The 19,978-nt window shown below is 34.2% G+C and carries 14 protein-coding genes and 1 pseudogene; 10 read left to right on the top strand and 5 right to left on the bottom strand.

All coding sequences use genetic code 11. The annotated features are described in order from the left end of the window. The first annotated feature begins 61 nt into the window (after positions 1-61). From DG435_RS10365 to trpA, 5 genes are all read left to right on the top strand, one after another. Positions 62-583 carry a hypothetical protein gene (locus DG435_RS10365; RefSeq protein WP_106794758.1) on the top strand — a complete coding sequence of 174 codons (522 nt, stop codon included), beginning with the start codon at positions 62-64 and terminating at the stop codon, positions 581-583. 76 nt (positions 584-659) lie between these two features. Continuing rightward, positions 660-1,445: an indole-3-glycerol phosphate synthase TrpC gene (gene trpC, locus DG435_RS10370; RefSeq protein WP_106794759.1), complete on the top strand. Its 786-nt coding sequence runs from the start codon at positions 660-662 to the stop codon at positions 1,443-1,445. Further along, positions 1,442-2,128, top strand: coding sequence for a phosphoribosylanthranilate isomerase (locus DG435_RS10375; protein ID WP_106794760.1), 687 nt, complete (start codon positions 1,442-1,444; stop codon positions 2,126-2,128). Before trpC ends, DG435_RS10375 begins: the two co-directional genes overlap by 4 nt. 19 nt (positions 2,129-2,147) lie before the next feature. Next, the gene (gene trpB / locus DG435_RS10380) at positions 2,148-3,329 is read left to right on the top strand and encodes a tryptophan synthase subunit beta (protein WP_106794761.1); all 1,182 of its coding nucleotides are present in this window, start codon (positions 2,148-2,150) and stop codon (positions 3,327-3,329) included. An 80-nt stretch (positions 3,330-3,409) separates the two neighbouring features. Next, positions 3,410-4,171 (top strand): tryptophan synthase subunit alpha, encoded by a 762-nt coding sequence (gene trpA / locus DG435_RS10385; protein ID WP_106794762.1) that lies wholly within the window; start codon positions 3,410-3,412, stop codon positions 4,169-4,171. Positions 4,172-4,239: 68 nt separating this feature from the next. Here trpA and DG435_RS10390 read toward each other — a convergent pair whose 3' ends face one another. Further along, positions 4,240-5,163 carry a zinc metalloprotease gene (locus DG435_RS10390; protein WP_106794763.1) on the bottom strand — a complete coding sequence of 308 codons (924 nt, stop codon included), beginning with the start codon at positions 5,161-5,163 and terminating at the stop codon, positions 4,240-4,242. A gap of 795 nt (positions 5,164-5,958) precedes the next feature. Here DG435_RS10390 and DG435_RS10395 point away from each other — a divergent pair. After that, positions 5,959-6,546, top strand: a complete 588-nt coding sequence (locus DG435_RS10395; protein WP_106794764.1) for a DUF1287 domain-containing protein — start codon at positions 5,959-5,961, stop codon at positions 6,544-6,546. Between the two features lie 7 nt (positions 6,547-6,553). Here the strand turns inward: DG435_RS10395 and DG435_RS10400 are convergent, their stop codons facing one another. The 3 genes from DG435_RS10400 to DG435_RS10410 all read right to left on the bottom strand — a co-directional run bounded on the left by DG435_RS10400 (position 6,554) and on the right by DG435_RS10410 (position 9,733). Beyond that, a complete protein-coding gene (locus tag DG435_RS10400) occupies positions 6,554-7,978 on the bottom strand; it encodes a flotillin family protein (RefSeq protein ID WP_024772883.1) in 1,425 nt (474 codons plus the stop codon). Between the two features lie 20 nt (positions 7,979-7,998). Beyond that, complete coding sequence (locus DG435_RS10405; protein ID WP_106794765.1) at positions 7,999-8,577, bottom strand: hypothetical protein; 579 nt, start codon at positions 8,575-8,577, stop codon at positions 7,999-8,001. A 229-nt stretch (positions 8,578-8,806) separates the two neighbouring features. Beyond that, positions 8,807-9,733, bottom strand: coding sequence for an endonuclease/exonuclease/phosphatase family protein (locus DG435_RS10410; RefSeq protein WP_159025770.1), 927 nt, complete (start codon positions 9,731-9,733; stop codon positions 8,807-8,809). A gap of 417 nt (positions 9,734-10,150) precedes the next feature. On the opposite strand from DG435_RS10410, the pseudogene DG435_RS25945 reads away from it, so the two are divergent. Further along, positions 10,151-10,225: pseudogene (locus tag DG435_RS25945) on the top strand (30S ribosomal protein THX); the annotation flags it as partial. Positions 10,226-10,471: 246 nt separating this feature from the next. Here DG435_RS25945 and DG435_RS10420 read toward each other — a convergent pair. Beyond that, positions 10,472-11,125 carry a uracil-DNA glycosylase family protein gene (locus DG435_RS10420; RefSeq protein WP_106794768.1) on the bottom strand — a complete coding sequence of 218 codons (654 nt, stop codon included), beginning with the start codon at positions 11,123-11,125 and terminating at the stop codon, positions 10,472-10,474. Between the two features lie 215 nt (positions 11,126-11,340). On the opposite strand from DG435_RS10420, the gene DG435_RS10425 reads away from it, so the two are divergent. From DG435_RS10425 to DG435_RS10435, 3 genes are read left to right on the top strand one after another with little or no spacing between them, the layout of a single operon-like run. After that, a complete protein-coding gene (locus DG435_RS10425) occupies positions 11,341-15,684 on the top strand; it encodes an RHS repeat domain-containing protein (protein ID WP_106794769.1) in 4,344 nt (1,447 codons plus the stop codon). Positions 15,685-15,705: 21 nt separating this feature from the next. Beyond that, positions 15,706-19,341, top strand: a complete 3,636-nt coding sequence (locus tag DG435_RS10430) for a DUF6443 domain-containing protein (protein WP_106794770.1) — start codon at positions 15,706-15,708, stop codon at positions 19,339-19,341. A 2-nt stretch (positions 19,342-19,343) separates the two neighbouring features. Further along, the gene (locus DG435_RS10435; RefSeq protein ID WP_106794771.1) at positions 19,344-19,880 is read left to right on the top strand and encodes a hypothetical protein; all 537 of its coding nucleotides are present in this window, start codon (positions 19,344-19,346) and stop codon (positions 19,878-19,880) included. The last annotated feature ends 98 nt before the right edge of the window (positions 19,881-19,978 follow it).

The following is a 19,978-nucleotide window of genomic DNA, read 5'->3' on the forward strand; positions in this document are numbered from 1 at the left end:
TTATCACTCCAGTACTTCTGCTGGGATTTATAAATACACAAAAGAAATTCAATGTAATAAAATGAAAGTCGAAACATACAAAATCACAGGTTGGGAAGAGAAAGAAACCGGGCTACTTATTAGCGAAAATGAAGATTGGATTTTGGTTAAACATATACCCGTAGACTATGTGGTTGACGGATTTAAATTGTATAGAAAAAAAACTGTAAAAAAGAGAAAATCTAAAACAAAAGAAGGTAAGATTTCGAGGGTTTTAAAACTCAAAAATATTAAAACAGATGTGCCAGATGGGTTTAAATTCGGGAACACACTTGAAATACTTCAATGGTCTGAGAAAAAACATGGAGTCTTCGAATTTCAAGACAATGAAGCAGAAATATTTTACGGAAAATTGAATCAAACAAAAGAAAATATATTTAACATTGATTTGGTAAATTCTGATGGTAGTATCGAAAAAAACTACGATTACGATTTTTTAACCGATGATATCACGGCAATTACATTCGAAACCGATTATTTTGAATCTGTTCGATTACTAATGAATGATGAACTAAAAAAAGAAGGAAAACTAAATATTGTTTAGTAAGCACAACATTTATTATATGCCTCACTAAAAAAAATAAAGTACTAAAATGAATGTAGCCAACAAACAACCATAAATGAACATACTAGATAAAATAATAGCAGATAAACATAAAGAAGTTGAACTCAAAAAAAGTTTAATTCCTATCAAACAATTAGAGAACTCTGTTTTGTTTGACCGTCAAACAAATTCATTAGCCAAAGCTTTACAGAATAGTGATACAGGTATCATTGCAGAACACAAGCGTAGATCCCCTTCAAAATCTGTGATTAATCAAACTGTAAGCGTACAAGATGTAGCACAGGGGTATGAAAATGCAGGAGCTTGTGGGATGTCGGTGCTATCAGATGGTAAGTATTTTGGAGGATCCTTAGAAGATCTTTTACTTGCCAGAGCTACAGTACAAATGCCTTTACTACGTAAAGAATTTATCATCGACGAATATCAATTATTAGAAGCCAAAGCTCATGGAGCCGATGTCATCTTATTAATCGCAGCCGTTTTATCACGCGATGAGATCAAATCTTTATCCCAGTTTGCTAAAAGCTTATCACTCGATGTATTATTAGAAGTTCATAACCAAGACGAACTACAAAAATCTATTATGCCATCTTTGGATATGCTGGGCGTGAACAATCGAAATCTAAAAACATTCGAAGTGAGTACAGATATTAGTAAAACGCTAAGTACTCAAATCCCAGATGATTTTGTAAAAGTTTCAGAGAGTGGCATTAGTACCATTGAAGCAATAAAAGACCTAAAGCAATATGGATATAAAGGTTTTCTTATCGGTGAAAACTTCATGAAAACCGAAAACCCCGGAGCCAGTGCTGTAGAATTCATAAAAGACCTAAAGAAATGAAACTGAAAGTCTGTGGGATGAAATATAAGGAAAACATAGAAGCTGTTGCAGCTATGAAACCAGATTACCTTGGCTTTATTTTCTATGAAAACTCTCCCAGAAATTTTGAAGGAGAAATTCCGAAACTACCCTCGACAATTAAAAAAGTAGGGGTTTTTGTTAATGAACCAATAAATCAAGTTGTTTCAAAAATTGCTAAACATAGTTTAGATGCTATCCAACTTCATGGAGATGAGAGTTCCGAATATTGCAAGGCGTTAAAAGAAGTAGAACTGTCTCTTCCAGTTAGTAAAAATGGAAAAGAAATTGGTTTTGAACGCTATAATTTCGAAGTGTGGAAAGTATTTTCGATCAAAGATGAGTTTGATTTCGACCGTTTACAACCCTACGAAGGTATTGTAGATTATTTTCTCTTTGATACCAAAGGAAAAGAAAAAGGAGGTAATGGATATACTTTTGATTGGAGTGTCTTAAAAGGATACCCTTCTTCTACCCCATTCATTTTAAGTGGTGGTATTGGACTCGATGAAATAGAAGATCTTTTATCTTTTCTCGAGAGTCCCGAATCTAAATATTTACACGCTATTGATGTAAATAGCAAATTCGAAAGCAAACCAGGATTAAAAAAAACAGAAGATCTCGAAAAATTTATAAAGCTTGTCATTCCAACACAAACGCAATGACAACCAAAAACTACAAAAAATGAATTATCAAGCTAACGAAAAAGGATATTACGGAGATTTTGGAGGAGCATATATACCAGAAATGCTTTACCCTAATGTTGAAGAATTACGAACTACTTATCTGGATATTATGAATGAACCTTCTTTTAAAGAAGAGTTTGATCAATTATTAAAAGACTACGTTGGTCGCCCTTCTCCATTATATTTCGCCAAACGTCTTTCAGAAAAACACAATACAAAAGTATACCTTAAACGTGAAGACCTTAACCATACCGGTGCACATAAAGTAAATAATACTATTGGACAAATTCTTGTAGCCAAACGATTAGGTAAAAACAGGATTATTGCAGAAACGGGTGCAGGACAACATGGAGTAGCTACAGCCACAGTATGTGCACTTATGGGTATCAAATGTATTGTCTATATGGGCGAGATTGATATCAAACGACAAGCACCTAATGTAGCGCGAATGAAAATGCTTGGCGCCGAGGTAAGACCTGCCAAATCAGGAAGTAAAACTCTTAAAGATGCTACCAACGAAGCTATACGAGATTGGATCAATAATCCTGTCGACACACATTATATTATTGGCTCTGCCATAGGACCTCATCCATACCCGGATATGGTAACACGATTTCAATCTATAATTTCAGAAGAAATCAAGTGGCAGCTAAAGGAAAAAGAAGGTAGAGAGCATCCTGATTATGTAGTAGCCTGTATTGGTGGTGGTAGTAATGCTGCAGGAACATATTATCATTTTTTAGAAGAACCTAGTGTTGGAATTATTGCTGTAGAAGCTGCCGGAAAAGGAGTACATAGTGGCGAGAGTGCCGCTACCTCTCAATTAGGAAAAGAAGGAATCATTCATGGATGTAAAACCCTGTTAATGCAAACCTCTGATGGACAAATCACAGAACCTTATTCTATTTCTGCAGGACTGGATTACCCCGGTGTTGGACCACTACATGCCCATCTATACAAAACTGCACGAGGAGAATTTTATTCTGTAACCGATGATGATGCCATGGCCGCCGGATTAGAACTATCGCAATTAGAAGGAATTATTCCCGCAATAGAATCTTCGCACGCCCTGGCGATCTTTAATGATAAAAAATTCAGACCCGATGATATTGTGGTGATAAGCCTATCTGGTAGAGGAGATAAGGATCTCGACACATATATAGACTATTTTAAATTATAACAATTAAGTAGTAAGTACATTGCAATGAGCACTAATTTCCAACTACTCAATACGTACTACTCAATACTCAATACTAAAAAATGAACAGAATAAATACAGCATTGAAGCAAGATAAAAAGTTACTATCTATATATTTTACCGCTGGTTACCCATCACTAAACGATACCGCAAAAATCATACAAGATCTAGAAAAAAACGGTGTAGATATGATCGAAATAGGATTACCTTTTAGTGACCCTTTGGCAGACGGACCAACGATACAAGAGAGTTCGACTATTGCTCTTAAAAATGGTATGACTACTCAACTTCTATTTGAACAATTAAAAGACATTCGTAAATCGGTTAACATTCCTTTAATTATTATGGGGTATTTTAATCCTATGATGCAGTATGGCATAGAAGCTTTTTGTGCTAAGTGCCAGGAAATTGGTATCGACGGATTGATTATTCCCGATCTACCGGTTAATGAATATCACGAACATTATCAGGAAACTTTTGAAAAATATGGCTTGATCAATGTATTTCTAATCACTCCACAGACTTCAGATGAACGAATTCGATTCATAGATAGTGTATCTAATGGTTTCATCTATATGGTGAGTTCTGCAAGTACCACCGGAGCCAAAAGTACATTTGGCGATACGCAACAGCAATATTTTGAACGCATTGAAGCTTTGGATCTAAAAAATCCGCAAATTGTTGGTTTTGGAATCAGTAACAAGGAAACGTTTACACAAGCTACAAAAACAGCTAAAGGTGCTATCATTGGCTCTGCTTTCATAAAACACCTTACTAATGAAGGGGTAGACACTATTGACAAGTTTGTTGGAAGCATTAGATAATTATATAGTATTCATGAAGCTGTCAATCAAAAGTATTTTTTTTGACAGTTTCATGATTTCACTTCTCTTTACTTATTCTCAAGATATAGAGCTCTTCTGGCACCTCCTTCATTAAACAATGCTCGTATTCTTTCTTTCTGGCCATTAGTAAACATAAACATCGTATCATCATCAACACGATCCATGAAATTCATAAACATCTCATTATTATCACAAGAGTTTTTAGGATGAATTGGTTTTCCTAAGTTTTGGCTTTCCTGATCAGGAGTATCTGCTACTTCATCTCCAACTTCACAACTACCATCTTTACCGTATATATGTTTTAAGTTCAACCAATGCCCTATTTCATGAGTAGCCGTTCTACCTAATTCATATCCTGCTTCTAATGGGGGTAATGTGCCAAATACTCTAGGATCTATAACTACTGCATCTATTCTTGGGTCTGCTCCAGGAAAATATGCATACCCTGCCAAACCTAATTTACCCCACCTATCTGTCATGTCTGCTATATAAATATTTAGATATTTATCCCTAGGCCAAATATCCTGTCCTCCTTTATTGTCAAAAAAAAGTTTGTATTCTTCTATAGGCAACTCACCTGTTAAATCATTTCCAGAAAAACCCGATATATCTGATTCTGTTCTAATAATTCCTGTAGTCGGTTTTCCGTCTGGATCTGTAGTTGCCAAATAAAACTCTATACCAACATCTGCAACCAAACCTATAAACTCATCTGGGGTTTTTACATGATCTTCATTTTTTTTCCTATAATCCTTATTGAGTACATCGATTTGGGATTGTATTTTTTCATCACTAATAACAAATGGTCGTGATGGTGGATTGATCACATGTATAACTACTGGGATTTTAATAATTTCATCTGGTGGAACAATTACCTCTTCGGGCATTTTTAAGTTATTTTCATCATCGCTACAAGAATAAAAAAACAACATCAATACAATTGTTGCTATACTAGGTATTTTTTTTATCATACAACTATTTATTATTTAGGTATCATAGATTTGATGCACATCTGATAAATAGGTTGCGTATCAAATCCTGTTTTTAAGTAAATTTTAAGTGGTATTACCATATAATGTAGACACAAAATTACTAATAATGCGCTATAGCAAACTGCTCACTGATCCCAAAGTTTTGCCAAATACTACAAGTATATTTTCGAAATTTGCTTTGTGTATTTGTAGTTAACTTTTTCAATTTCTTGAGTACTGTATAGGTATTTTTAACCTTTCTACTGTATTCTAAACAAATACTTTTCAACTCCCTCTAGTCCTATTACTATTCATTGTAGTAATACTTATTATAGCTGAACTCTTTATTTCTTTTAATGAAAACAGCTAAATGATTACTTCTATTTTTATCATTTTAAAGATTTACTATTCATAAAAATAAACCTGACTAACTGTTTTCAATTATAAGAGTTACCAGTATGGTCATGTATTTTAATATGTAATCTGATACCATTTATACATTGAATTTACTGTAACCGAAAATTCAAAATACAAATGGTATGAGTTTGATTATAAGGCTTTAATTAAAAAAAATGTCAGATTGAGTGGTTTTTCATAATGACTTCCCGACTGCGCTTGAATGGTGTGGAGAAAATTTGTGTCAAAATTAAAGTTTTGATGAAAATTTACTTGTCTCGATACAATTTTCTGTCGAAAATCATTATGACCGACGTAAATTTTGCTACAGCCAACCCTCTTTATATAGACTATATAGCATTGTTTTACTTATATTTAATAATTTATAAGAGCTAATTTATGATTACAAAACATCTACTTTCTCTATTGCTTTTCATACTTTTTGTTCAATTTAATTTTGGGCAAACTGATTTTAAAATTCAATTATCTGATGCTGCAATAGAATTAACCAAAAACAAAGTGACGTACGATCCTTCTTATTTCTCTATTGACTACCCAAATGGAGATGTTCCTGGTGATAAAGGAGTGTGTACAGATGTAGTGATCAGAGCGTATAGAACACTGGATATTGACTTACAAAAAGAAGTACATGAAGATATGTACATCAATTTTGGACTATATCCCAAAAACTGGGGATTGTCTAAAACCGATAAAAACATTGACCACAGAAGAGTCCCTAATCTAATGAAGTTTTTTTCCAGATTTGGAAAAACAAAACCAATAACTAACGATTCTAAAGATTATCTACCTGGTGATATTGTATGTTGGAACCTGGGAGGAGGACTCACACATATTGGCTTAGTAGTGAATAAAAAATCCAACGATCAACAGCGCTATCTAATTGTTCATAATATTGGTGGCGGACAAGTATTAGCAGATTGTCTGTTTGATTATAAAATTATTGGTCATTATCAGTATGAGAAGTAAGACATCTTTATTCCTTGTCCTTGGTATTAGTATCTTTTTTTATTTCAGAATCCAGGTTTTCTTTCTCTTCTCCTTTTAAGTAATTAGGCAATTGCATTCCTGCCATATTGAACATTTCTTGTAAAGGTGGTACTGCTTTATACATCCCCGAAATAAAGTTGGAGGTCGAAGTTTTACCATCTTCTCCATTACCATTTTCCCAGACCGTAATTTTATCTATTTTAATATTTTTAATTGCTTCTGCTTGTGTTTTAACTAACTCAGGTAATTTATCTGCTATCAATAACAACACTGCTTCTTTAGGGTCATTTCCAGCTGCTTTAACAATGCGGTCTAACCCTTCTGCTTGTTTAGTTAAAATTTCATACATCCCTTTTGCTTCAGCTTCTTTTTTCATAAAAATTGCATCCGCCTCTCCTTTTGCAATTCGTCTAATTTGTTCTGCTTCCGCTTCTGCATCAATTTCAATTTTTTTCTTATCAATTTGTGCAGGAACAATGATATCTGCACCTTGCTCTGCTTCTTTACGTTTTGCTCTTGCATCTTCGGCGATCTTTTCTGCTGCATAGGCTTCTTCTAATGCTTTTGCCGATTGTACTTTTTCTGAAGCATTAGCTATTCTCTCTGCCTCTGCTTCACGAGCTCTTCTATCTGCATCAGAATTAGCAACCTGAACCTTTGCTGTATTTTCACCTTCGACCGCTTTTGCATTTGCTGCAGCAACTTGAACTCTTTGATCCTGAACAGCTTCTGCTTGTCCTATTGCTCCATCTCTATCTTTTTGAGCTACAGAAATAATAGCATCATTAATAGCTTTTGCTGCGGCTTCTTTTCCTAAGGCTTCGATATATCCAGACTCGTCATGTATATCTGTAATATTTACATTAATCAGTTTTAAACCTACTTTCTTTAACTCAGCTTCAACACTATGAGTAATATGCGATAAGAATTTATCTCTATCTGTATTAATTTCTTCAATATCCATTGATGCAACAACCAATCGCAGCTGGCCAAAAATAATTTCTTGTGCTAATTCTTGAACAGCATCTAAGCTTAACCCCAACAAACGTTCTGCTGCATTTTGCATTATAGATGGTTCTGTAGAAATACCAATAGTAAATCTAGAAGGTACATTTACACGGATATTTTGTTTACTCAATGCATTAATCAAATTTACTTCTATCGAAATCGGAGTTAAATCCAGAAACGAATAATCCTGAATTATAGGCCATATAAATGCCGCTCCTCCATGAATACATTTAGAAGAACTTTCCCCGCCAGTTTTTCCATAAACCACCAACACTTTATCAGAAGGACAACGCTTGTACCTTCTGAACATAGAAAACATAAAAACAACAAAAATTAATATAACTGCAGCTACTAAGTATATGCCAGTAACTCCAGATCCAGCAAATAATGAAAATATATTCATTCGTATTTTATTTAAAATTTTTAGTTAGATAATTTTTCGACCAGTAGTAATTCTGAGCTTATAATTTCAACAACTTTTACCAAAGTAGAAGTGCTTAAAATTTCTTCAGAATCTGTTACTGCTTCTAATTCTCGTAAACTACCTTGTACTTTAATCTGTATTTTTCCTATACTCGACCTGTTTGCTCCAACTGGTAAATATACTTCGCCAATTACTCCAATAGCATTTTTAATTTTTAATGTACCAGATTCAGCCATTTTATGCATCCAGAAAAACAAGAGAGAGGTTAATATCATCATTAGTAATCCTGCAAAAGAAGAAATAACGATTGTAACAATAGTAGATAATTCGTTATCAATACATAAAATACCTGTCCAACCAAAAATGGTAAAAAAAGCAATCACATTTTTAAATGTGAAAAATTGAAAACCTACACCTCCATCATCTGCATCAACATCAGAAATATCTGCTTCCATATCCACATCACTAGCACCAATAAAGGTTAAAGCAAAAATAACCAGGAATATAATAGAACCTAATATTGCTATAATCCAATATGCTTGCTCGAAGGTTGACATACCTTCAAAAAATTCTTTCATAGATTTTAGAATTAACAGGCATAAATCTACTAAAAAAAATCAAGATTTAGTCATGATAAGAATATTAGAGATGTTAATTTATGAATCCAATCTGCATAAATAAGAAAAGTGAAAAATGAAGTCATGTTGGATTTCAAACTCCTCTATTGCTAGATTAGACCATAATGAAATACATAAAAAACATAGGTTTCATTTTCCATTTCTAACTCAACACATTAATCTATCATGTTTATTCATATACTCCTATTAAGAGCGCATGGTCTGATATTTTGTAATGTTCTTTTTTCAGAAAAACCGGTTTAATCTTTTTAGCACTCCAAATTTGATCTATTTCGAATAAAGGAATACCATAAGGCCATGTTGCTGTAAATCCTTTAGAAGTCATATGAAAACTATTCAGGTTATTTTTAAAATCACCAAAATGTACACTTTCATAAGGTGTATTAAAATCCCCTACAATAAAAGATGGGTTATTTTTTATAGTGAATTCATAAATAGTATGTAATGCGGATTTTCTATTCGTAAAAGGTACTGCATTAACATCTGCAATAAGTATTGATTTTTTTTGATTATCAAGCGTAACGGTTATATAATTAAATTTAAAACTCTCGTCTTTGTAGTGATACTTGATGTTATTTATTTCTCCTTTTACTGCTAGTACCATCCCTCCTTCTAATTTTTGTATACTATAAGATGAAAATGTATCCTTAAATCGCATTACATCCTTATCAGTCACCTCTTCGGCCTCTACCAATGCTATAAAAGACGGCTCTTGTTCCTTTACTTTTTTGATAATAACATCCATCGATCGTTCTCCTTTTCTCGCGATATTCCAAAATAATATGCTCTTACTCTTATCAGAAGGTTCTGGTGGTGATTTCGCATTATAGTAGGTAGCAAACCAATACAATGATAAACATAAAAGACACCCTATTAAAGTATAAAACACCTTTTTAACTTTAAAAAACAATACGGTTAATATTAGATTTCCAATGAGCAGAAATAGTATGGGGCATGCATAATATATAATATTGATCGGATATATAGTATCTCTAAGAATGAAATGAATAAAAATAAGTATGCTATAAAGTATAAGAAGAAGTTTTCTATTCGAAATACTATACCTACGTTTTAATGTTTTTCGAAATGAACTCATCCTACTTTTTTGATTCGCTCGAAAATAGTTTTTTTTACTGAAGTAGTTTAACCTTTTTTTGATTGAAGTGAAAATAATTAAACCATTTCAATCAAAAACAATACTACCCCCTAACGTATACCTGATACAAAACAGTTTTAAAAAATATTATTTTTCATAGCTGTTGTGCATTTAGGAAAATTATTACGAAAAAAGCGTCAATTCGAGTGTTTTGTAGTAATGAAATGGAGACAAAATGTATCGAGAATAGCTTTTTTAAGCTAAAATCCTATTCTCGATACACTTCTCCTAAAGTCGAATTGACGGATTATAGTTAAAAAAACATCTAAATGCACAACAGGTTTTTTCATTTTTCATTTCTAAATCCTTACATTAGTAATTCACACCTAATCAATTATTTAATATAAAATCTAATATATGGGTAAAGGAGATAAAAAAACACGTCGTGGTAAAATCGGTATTGGTTCTTATGGAAAACTAAGACGTCGTAAAAAATTGACCGCTATAGTAGAAACAACAAAGCCTAAATCAACCCCAAAACCTAAAGCAGTGGCTAAAACTGAGCCCGCACCAAAAACTGAAGCAACGCCAAAAGCCGAGACAAAAGCTGAGACAAAACCTAAAACTGAAGCAACGCCTAAAGCTGAGGCAAAAACAAAGACTGAGGCAACACCTAAAGCTAAACCAGCTGCAAAGAAGACTACAAAAAAGAAAGCTGACGAAGAATCTGAATAAGCTTTAAAAATATTTTTGATATTGCATCACCCTAAAATCAATAGTATTGAATTTAGGGTTTGCTTTTTTTAATGCCTTATATTCCTGTAAACTCCCTATAGATCGATTGGCAGCCCCCGATGGTGCAGTAAGAGATACCGTATTGATTATTCTATCTCCTAAACTAAACCGATGTATTCTAGGAATATCGTTTGATATCACTTCTAACTTTAGGCCATATCCTTTTAAGTGTCTTCTAAAAAAATATTCAGGACCATTTTTACTATTACCTCCTGTAAAAAGCAACGTATCTATTTGTGGATATTGCTTTAAATACGATACTATATCTCTAAGGGTACTATTTTGCATTCCTAAATCTGATGCATCGATCTTTTCTCGTTCACAACTATGTACAATATCACAAACTCCTATCCCTCTAGAGGTTAAGAAATCCTTTCTTTGATCTATTGCGTTTTGAGTGGTCTCAAACTTTAAATCCAGATCAAATATGTTATCCAAAACAGGCCATAACAAACCGCTTATACTACCATAACAGAAATTAACATCTCCTTTTTTTAATTCCCCCATAGTAAACCTTGGTGGTGGTAATGTTCCTACAATTAGTTTGGTAGCTCCTTTAGGGAAAAACGGTTCGTATGGGTGCGTATGTAGAAACAAATGAATTATGAATTAATGAATCACGAAGGTAGTCGTATTATTTAAAAAAGTAAAAGAAGAAATTTATCCCATTATTCAAACACCTATAACTTCTCGATTCTTGACTTCAAAAAAAGCATTTATTTTTTCTCAGTCCCGAAAAATGAAACTGGCGTGCTTTAATATTGCATTGGGAACACGATTAAAAAACAAAATCAGTCATTAAATATTTACCTATGAACAAAGCAACAATACTACTACTCTTCCTGTTTTGCTATGGACTCTATGCTCAAACCCAAGAGGAATTTAAACCGGATTATCTCACGTACCATGCCGAGTATATACCAGAGACTCCTAATGCATCTACATTTACGATTTATGGAAACACTCCGGTAAATCATGCTACTGGGATTCCACAGATTGAAATCCCTATATTCACTATACAAGAAGATGGAAACTCGATTCCTATTTCACTATCATATCATGCTTCTGGGGTTAAGGTCGATGATCTCGCCAGTGTAGTTGGGTTGAAATGGACCTTGAATGCGGGAGGAGGAATATTTAGACAAGTGAATGATAAGATCGACGAAGAAGGCTGGTTAGTTCCTAATTCGAGAGGGATTGTAAATCCTGATTGGATAGCCTCAAAAGGGCAAATTGATACTTGGCCTGTTCAACAACAAATAGGAAGTTCTGATTATTATCATGATTATTATCCCGATGATTTTAGTTATAGATTTTTAAACCACTCAGGAGCTTTTATTTTTAATCAAGATGGAACAACAGAGCAAGAAAAACAATCTTCTATGTTGATTGAAAAAGTTACAGGAGCAGGAAACTCAGCTTATTTTAAAGCTCTAGATGAAAATGGTAACACCTATTATTTTGATAATGATACCATGCGGGAACTAAATTCTAAACAAGTACTCACAGGTACTAATAGCGGAAACATAAGTACAAATACAGAATCATATCCAACTGGTTGGATGATTAATAAATTGATTACTAAAAACAATAAAGAAATCAATTTTACCTACACCCATTATGATCTGGATTATACGATCAATAATGCTTCTCATTCTATAGATGTTGCCCCGGGATGTGAACAAAGTAGCCCTCAATGTGGGTGTTCTGGATTGGGAATTAATAATAACACTTCAGTTTCTACTACAACTATAGGGTATTCTACCAGAAATCAACTTATTAGCACTATTGAATCTGCTACTATTAAAGTGACTTTTAATTACGAACAAGACACTACATTATCTACCTGGCAAAAGAAGTTAAGCTCTATTACCATTTTAGATAAAATAGCCAACAAAACAAAGTCTTACACCTTTACTTACGGTAAATTCTCTGGAGATTCACGCTTACGATTAGATCAAATCCAGGAAGTAGGTTTTGATGGGAGTACCAAACCGCCATATAAGTTTTATTATCAAGGAGGTAATCTTCCTTCAAAGGGAAGTATGGCAAAAGATTATCATGGGTATTATAATGGAAAAAATAATAGCACCTTGGTACCCTACTCTCTCAATGCATATAATACCATAGCTCAAAATTATCGTAGTAGCCTTGCAGATCGTAGAGAAGATTTTAATTTTCTTAAAAGAGGTGTCTTAAATAAAGTTGAGTATCCTACAGGAGGCTCGACTGAATTTACTTATGAGCCTAACGCTGTTCCTTCTACAACCAATAATGATCCGAGGTATGTACATAAAGAAATTCCAATACATGCTTCTGGTGACTATTTTACATCGGGAGGATATAGAGTATTTAGAACTACTTTTTCTTTGACCGATGATTTACTGGGTAATTTAGGAACTCCCGTTACCTACGGGGCAACTTCAACAATTTGTAATAATGATCCTAATAACCCAAGTATAGATTGTTCAAGGTTTAACATCTACCCAAAACAAAGTGATGGCAGTCTGGGAACGCCTATATTTTCTCCCTTTAAAGTGATTGGAGCAGAAGGGAGTAAAAATCTTTTAAAAGGAGATTATATTTTAGAACTTAAAGTAAAAGAATCAGAACTTATAGCTAATCCTACTGCACGAATATCAGTAAATCTAAGTTGGAGTGAAAAAGAAACGTCTAATACCCAAACTACACGTTATGCAGGAGGACTTAGAGTAAAATCTATAGTAGATAAAGACACTAATGACAATGTTACCGGGGAGACCCAATATACTTATGATGGACTCACTGGAAATAGCTTAAATATCAACAACACCATTAAAAGTTATGGAGAAAGAACAGCATTTTCTGCAGAAAATATCGCTTTAAATCCAGCTTTAATCAAATCAGGATATTTTTATAAACAGGTTACTATTAACAAAATAGGAACAGATGAATCGATCAAAACAATAGAAAAGTACACCGATGCTTTTCAAAATAAGTCTTATGAATCTCAATTGTTAGAACAAGAGCTGTATAACAAAAATGATAAGGTAAAAAAGATCATCTATGCTTATGATAATGCTATTGTAAAGACAACACAATTTTGGACACTTAGCGATAAGACACTTTGTTTTACTCCTCTTGGTAGTAGTAAACCTGGTCTTGGATATACCAATCCTAATTCGACTAATTATTATCATCGTAAAAATGTACTTTCTCAGAAAACAGAGATCGATTACCTTTATAAAACCGGAGAACCCTTTAAAGCTTCGGTTACCAGATATAAGTATGAGTATAATAATGATATCCTGGTTATCAAACAAGAATTAGAGGGTAGATTGCATGCAGATAGTGAACAAGCTATTCTGGATGATAACTATAGTACAGTACCCGATGGCAAACATGTAGAAATTAGATATACTTATCCTGTAGATCATCAATCAGAAAATACCACTATTGCTACGTTATATAATAACCACCAAACCGGTTTACCGATAAGCAAGAAAGTATATGTGAATAGTGATCTTATCCAGGGGCAATACATGGATTATAACCTTAAAGGTAATGTGATTGCTACGTACAGGCATCATAAAGGATTATCTACTCACCAATCTGCTGTAGGTCATATCCCATCGAATTATGAATTATATCAGGCGTTTAAACTCGAAGCAGGAAAACCTATTGAAGTACAACGCAAAAACGGGGTTCCTACTGCTATCTTATGGGACACCACACATAACTATGTTTTGGCACAACTCATAGGAGTAACCAAAACCGAATTAGAAGGAGTGACCGGGGCTGTTAATCTAAAAACAACAACCGATAGTCAACTCAATACGCTGTATAGTAATTTACGAAACTCTTTTACCAATGCACAGATTACCACTTTTGTTTATGATCCGCTAAAAGGAGTTGTGGCAGCAACCGATGCAAGAGGATATACTACCCAATATGATTATGATGGTCTAAGTCGATTGACTTTGGTAAAAGATAATGAGGATAAAGTAATCCAAAGAATTAACTATAATTATATAGGGCAAAATCCTGATCCTTATGATGGAATTATATTTAGTATCACCAGTTCGGGTGCTGTTACTCCCGGGAAACCAATTACATTTACAGCTGGTGATATTCAGAATCCTAATGATTACTTATACACCTGGTTTGTAAATGGTAATCAAGAACAGTGTGATAGCACAACATCTTTTACTAGAACGTTTACTAATGAAGGTAGCTATAGTATTACATTAGTAGCGTATAATACCAAGACCAAAAGGTTATTAAAAAGTAAGTCAACACCAGTTTTACTACGATATCCAGAACTAATTACTCCAACAGTAAGTGCAAATCATACTTATGTTGTAAAAGGAACTAACGTTGATTTTAGTGCGGCTAACATAGGAGGAGGTTCAGGTAGCTTAAGATACGAATGGTTTGTAAATAATGTAAGACAAGCTAGTAGAACCACTACTTTAAGATATAAGCCTAGTACCACAGGAACATATAATATTCGTTTTCAAACAATTGACACTAAAAGTGGAAAAACAAAGCTTAGTGCTATAAAAACACTGTACGCATATAATCCGTTGACCACTCCTGCGGTAAGTGCTTCAAAAACTTATATTGTACGAGGAACAACCATAAATTTTACAACTAGTAGTATTGGTGGAGGATCAGGAGTTCGTAGATACGAATGGTATGTAAACAATGTAAAGCAAAGTACCACAGGTACTAGTTACTCTAATAACTTCCCCAGTCGTGGAACATACACGGTTAAGTTCCGTGTTGTGGATAATGCAATCTCTGGGCATTTCAAAGAAAAGAGTGTAACGGTATACTCTTATGACCCTATGAGTGTTACTGTTAGTCCGGGTTCTGCTCATCTTAACAATACAAACCCAAGTGAAACTTTTAGCATCACTAGAGTAAGCGGTGGTTCTGGGCACTATACCAGAACGCAATGGAAACTATGGAGAATGAGCAATCCCACATGGACACGTAATGTAGGGAGTGGATCAAGCTTTACAGCAGGAATGAGTGAAAGCGGAGATTATGAATTGAGTGTAACATATACCGATTCCCGAACCCAACAAGTTGTGATAAAAACCATGCCAATTACAGTACGTAAATCTTCTGGCGGTGGTGGCGGTGGTGACCCTATTGGAATACAACATTAATCCCATAAACAATATAACAAGATGAAAAAACAAATTATATACAGTATTATAGTACTGCTTATGGGACTCAATCTTCAGGCCCAGGTAGTATTATCAGACAAGAACTATGTACATGTAGTAGCTCCACAAACGCCAATGACTATTACAGAGTTAGAAAATGTAAACTGCTCTACTATTAATGATCTGGATAGAGCTATAGAAAGCATAACCTACTATGATGGATTAGGCAGACCTATACAAGAAAGAGCTATTCAGGCCTCACCTGGCGGTAGTGATATTGTGACTCATATCACCTATGATGCCTATGGCAGACAAGCAAAACAATACCTGCCTTTTGAATCTGATAAAACTATAGGAAGTTATCAAAATGTGGATATAAACATGGATATCAACCAATATTATAAAACCACTTATGCCGATGATTTTATAGGGATCGATGCAAATCATAACGATTTTAATGCCTACTCAGAAAGTGTATATGAAGCTTCCCCTCTTAATAGAGTATTAGAACAGGGGGCACCAGGAAAAGCCTGGAAAGCTAATAAAGAAGATGACACAGATCATACCATTAAATTTGATTGGGATACCAATGTGGCGAATGAAGTAGTGTATTTTAAAGTTGATTTTACAACACCAACTAATACAGAAGTACCTACCTTAACAAAAGTTAGAAACTATGCTGCGGGAGAATTATATGTCACTAGTACCAAAGACGAAAACTGGACTCCGGCAGATGGGAATCTGCATACCACTAGAGAATACAAGGACAAGCAAGGCAGAATCGTCTTAAAAAGAACCTTTGCCAATGTTGGGGCGCCGAGCGTGGTCGAGGCGCATGACACCTATTATGTATATGATAAATATGGTAATCTTACTTATGTGATCCCGCCCAAAGTAGATACTAGTACTACGAGTATCTCTGATACTGAGCTTGCCGAACTCTGTTATCAGTATCGTTATGATTACAGAAACCGATTGATTGAAAAGAAAATCCCTGGTAAAGACAAGGAGCATATTGTATACAACTCGTTAGATCAACCGATTATGACACAAGACGCTAATTTAAAAGCAGATAATGCGTGGCTATACACCAAATACGATGCTTTTGGTCGGGTGGCTTATACAGGTAAGATTACCGATGCCAGAGATCGGTCTGCTATACAAACCGAAGCTACAGCCTATAGTAATGTATTATGGGTAGCACGTATCGCTCCTGTGTTGGTCGATGGAGTGCAACTATACTATAACGACGGAGGATATCCCAAAATAAGTAGTGCCACATTATTAACGATTAATTATTATGATGACTATACTTTTGATATCGCCGGATTAACCAACCCGGGAACGGTATATACCGAAGCTATTACCGATCGAACCAAAACACTAGCTACAGGAAGCAAAGTACGGGTGTTAGATACTTATGATTGGATCACTACCGTTACCTATTATGATAAAAAAGCACGACCCATCTACGTAGCTAGTACAAATGAGTATCTTAATACTACCGATATCGTAGCAACCCAACTGGATTTTGTAGGTAAGGTCGAAGAGACTAAAACAACTCATACTAAAGGTAACAATGCTGCCATTATAACCATAGATCGTTTTACTTATGATCATATGGGCAGGATACTCACCCAACGGCAATGTATAGAAGATGCTTCTGGGGTAAATTGTACGGGTAATACCGGGGTTACACCAGCAGTAACCTTATCACAACCGATCACCCAAACCACGACTACTGTAGCAGGTAATACCATTACCTTATCTAATGGATTTCATTTTGCAGCCACTGCTAGTACTTCTTTCTTTGCTAAGATCCAGAACGAGGAATTCCCGGGAGAATTAATCGTATCTAATACTTATGATAAGTTAGGACAATTAATTTCTAAAGAAGTTGGTGGTGGGTTACAGGATGTAAATTACAAATATAATGTACGAGGATGGTTAAAAAGCATCAATCAAGACAGTTATGATGATAATGACCTGTTTGATTTTACGATCAATTATAATATACCACAACATGGGGCTACTGCACTGTTTAATGGCAATATCTCTGAAACAGCATGGAAAACTGCCAATGATAATGTAGAGCGACATTACAAATACAGCTATGATGCTTTAAATCGAATTACCGATGCAAATTATAATACCCAGGATAATAGTGAGCAGGATTGGTTTAGAGTTTTTGGGATTACCTATGATAAGAACGGTAACCTAAAATCACTAAAAAGACATAAAAAGGGAAATGTGGCATTGGATTACCTATCGTATACTTATGATGCTGGAAATAAACTCTTAACTGTAGAAGAACAAATCGATGGAGCCAGTGGGTTTGAAGATGGTAGCAATACCAATAATGATTACATCTATGATGCCAATGGTAATATGACTATAGATCAAAACAAAGGGATTACAGGGATTACCTATAATCATTTAAATCTCCCTAAAACAGTAACGGTAAATAATGCTTCTCATACCGGAAATATTACCTATATTTACGACGCCACTGGGGTAAAACTAAAAAAGATTACCACAGAGGGAAGTTCTTTAACAACCGAGTATGCCGGGAATTATGTCTATAAGAATGGTACATTAGAATTCTTTAACCATACAGAAGGTATTGTAGAAAAAGAAACTGATGGGTTTAAGTATGTATATCAGTTTAAAGATCATTTAGGGAATATAAGACTATCCTATAAAGACGCCAATAAAGACGGTAATATCACTACTTCTGAGATCGTAGAAGAGAAAAACTATTATCCTTTTGGACTCGAACATAAAGGATACAATTTTGCCGTGAATGGTAGGGAGCATGATTATAAATTTCAGGGAGTTGAGTTTAATGAAGATTTAGGATTAAACCTATATGAAATGGACTTTAGACAATATGATCCAGCAATTGCAAGGTTTACTTCAATTGATCCACTTGCAGAAGAAAGAAGCTGGTTAACACCTTATAATTTTGTACAGAACAATCCTATTCTTAGAATTGATCCTTCTGGTTTACTTGATGATTATGCGCTTAATCAAGATGGCTCTTTTGTGAAAATAGCTGATACTAATGCTCCTGATAGAGTTTTTGCGACAGATAGTAACAATAATGTTAAGGAAGACGATTTTGTAACTTTAGAAAAGGATGGGCAGATAGAATCAATGACAACCACAGAAGTAAATACTGTTGGTCCTGATGGAACTAAAACGACCAAAAATGTCTACCATATACAATTTGAGGATGATTCTGTTGCAAGTGAAGCCTTTGAGTTTTTTGCTGATAATTCTGTTGTAGAATGGTCTCAAGTCAAAGCAGCTAATTCAGATTCTTTTGTAGGTACTACACGTAGTGAGGACTCAGATGCTTCAGGTAATTTTATGACTTTGAAATTGATCAATAGTGGCAGTACTGATATTACTAAAAGACATTCTCATCCCCGTAGCACTAGCGAATTATTAAAAGCTGCTGCCGGTATTTCTACACTGAATCAAGAACCAAGTAGAGGAGATATAAATAGTGCTAGAATCATAAACGCAAGATTCCCAAATGTTAATATAAAATCTCAAGTTTATGATCCTATTAATGTTACTAGTTATAACTATAATTATAGAGGTTTTCAAAAACCGGCATCATCTTTGACTCCACAACCTATAAAACAATAAATATGAATAACAGTATAAACCTATTATTAGCGTTGTTTAGTTTGTTCATCACATCATCATCATCTTGTAGTATATATAATCGTGATAATTCTAACAAAATAGAACCTACACATATACTTAAAAATGATATTATTTTAGAACCTATTCAACAAAAAATTAAAAATGAAATCTCAAAAGACCCTTTATTAAATGTAATACTTTTAAGAATTGATTCTACAAATACCGAGGGCATTAATATTTATCTTAAAGCAAGTAATTTTCAAACAGAACAACAATATTTTAAATTAGAAAGTAATCCTTTAACACCTAAAGGCTACTTTGTTGTTAATAATGTTGTAGTAATAATTTATAATGATGTAGAAATGTTTTTTGATAAAATAAAAAAGTCAGATAACATTTTGGAGACCAAGGATGAAGTAGAAACGTTAGTAGATATTCATACAAGTTATAAACATTATATCTACCATGAATATAACATTAATGAAAACAAAGAAGAATATCTGGAATATAAAGGTGAAATTGATGATATAGATAGATAGTTCAGAAATTCCCCCGCTCCCGCTAGCGTCTCGCTAGTGACACTACAGTTTAGATAACCCAAAAAATATCAATCTCTACACTGTATTATGGTTAGCGG

Source organism: Aquimarina sp. Aq78 (assembly GCF_900299525.1).
GTDB lineage: Bacteria > Bacteroidota > Bacteroidia > Flavobacteriales > Flavobacteriaceae > Aquimarina.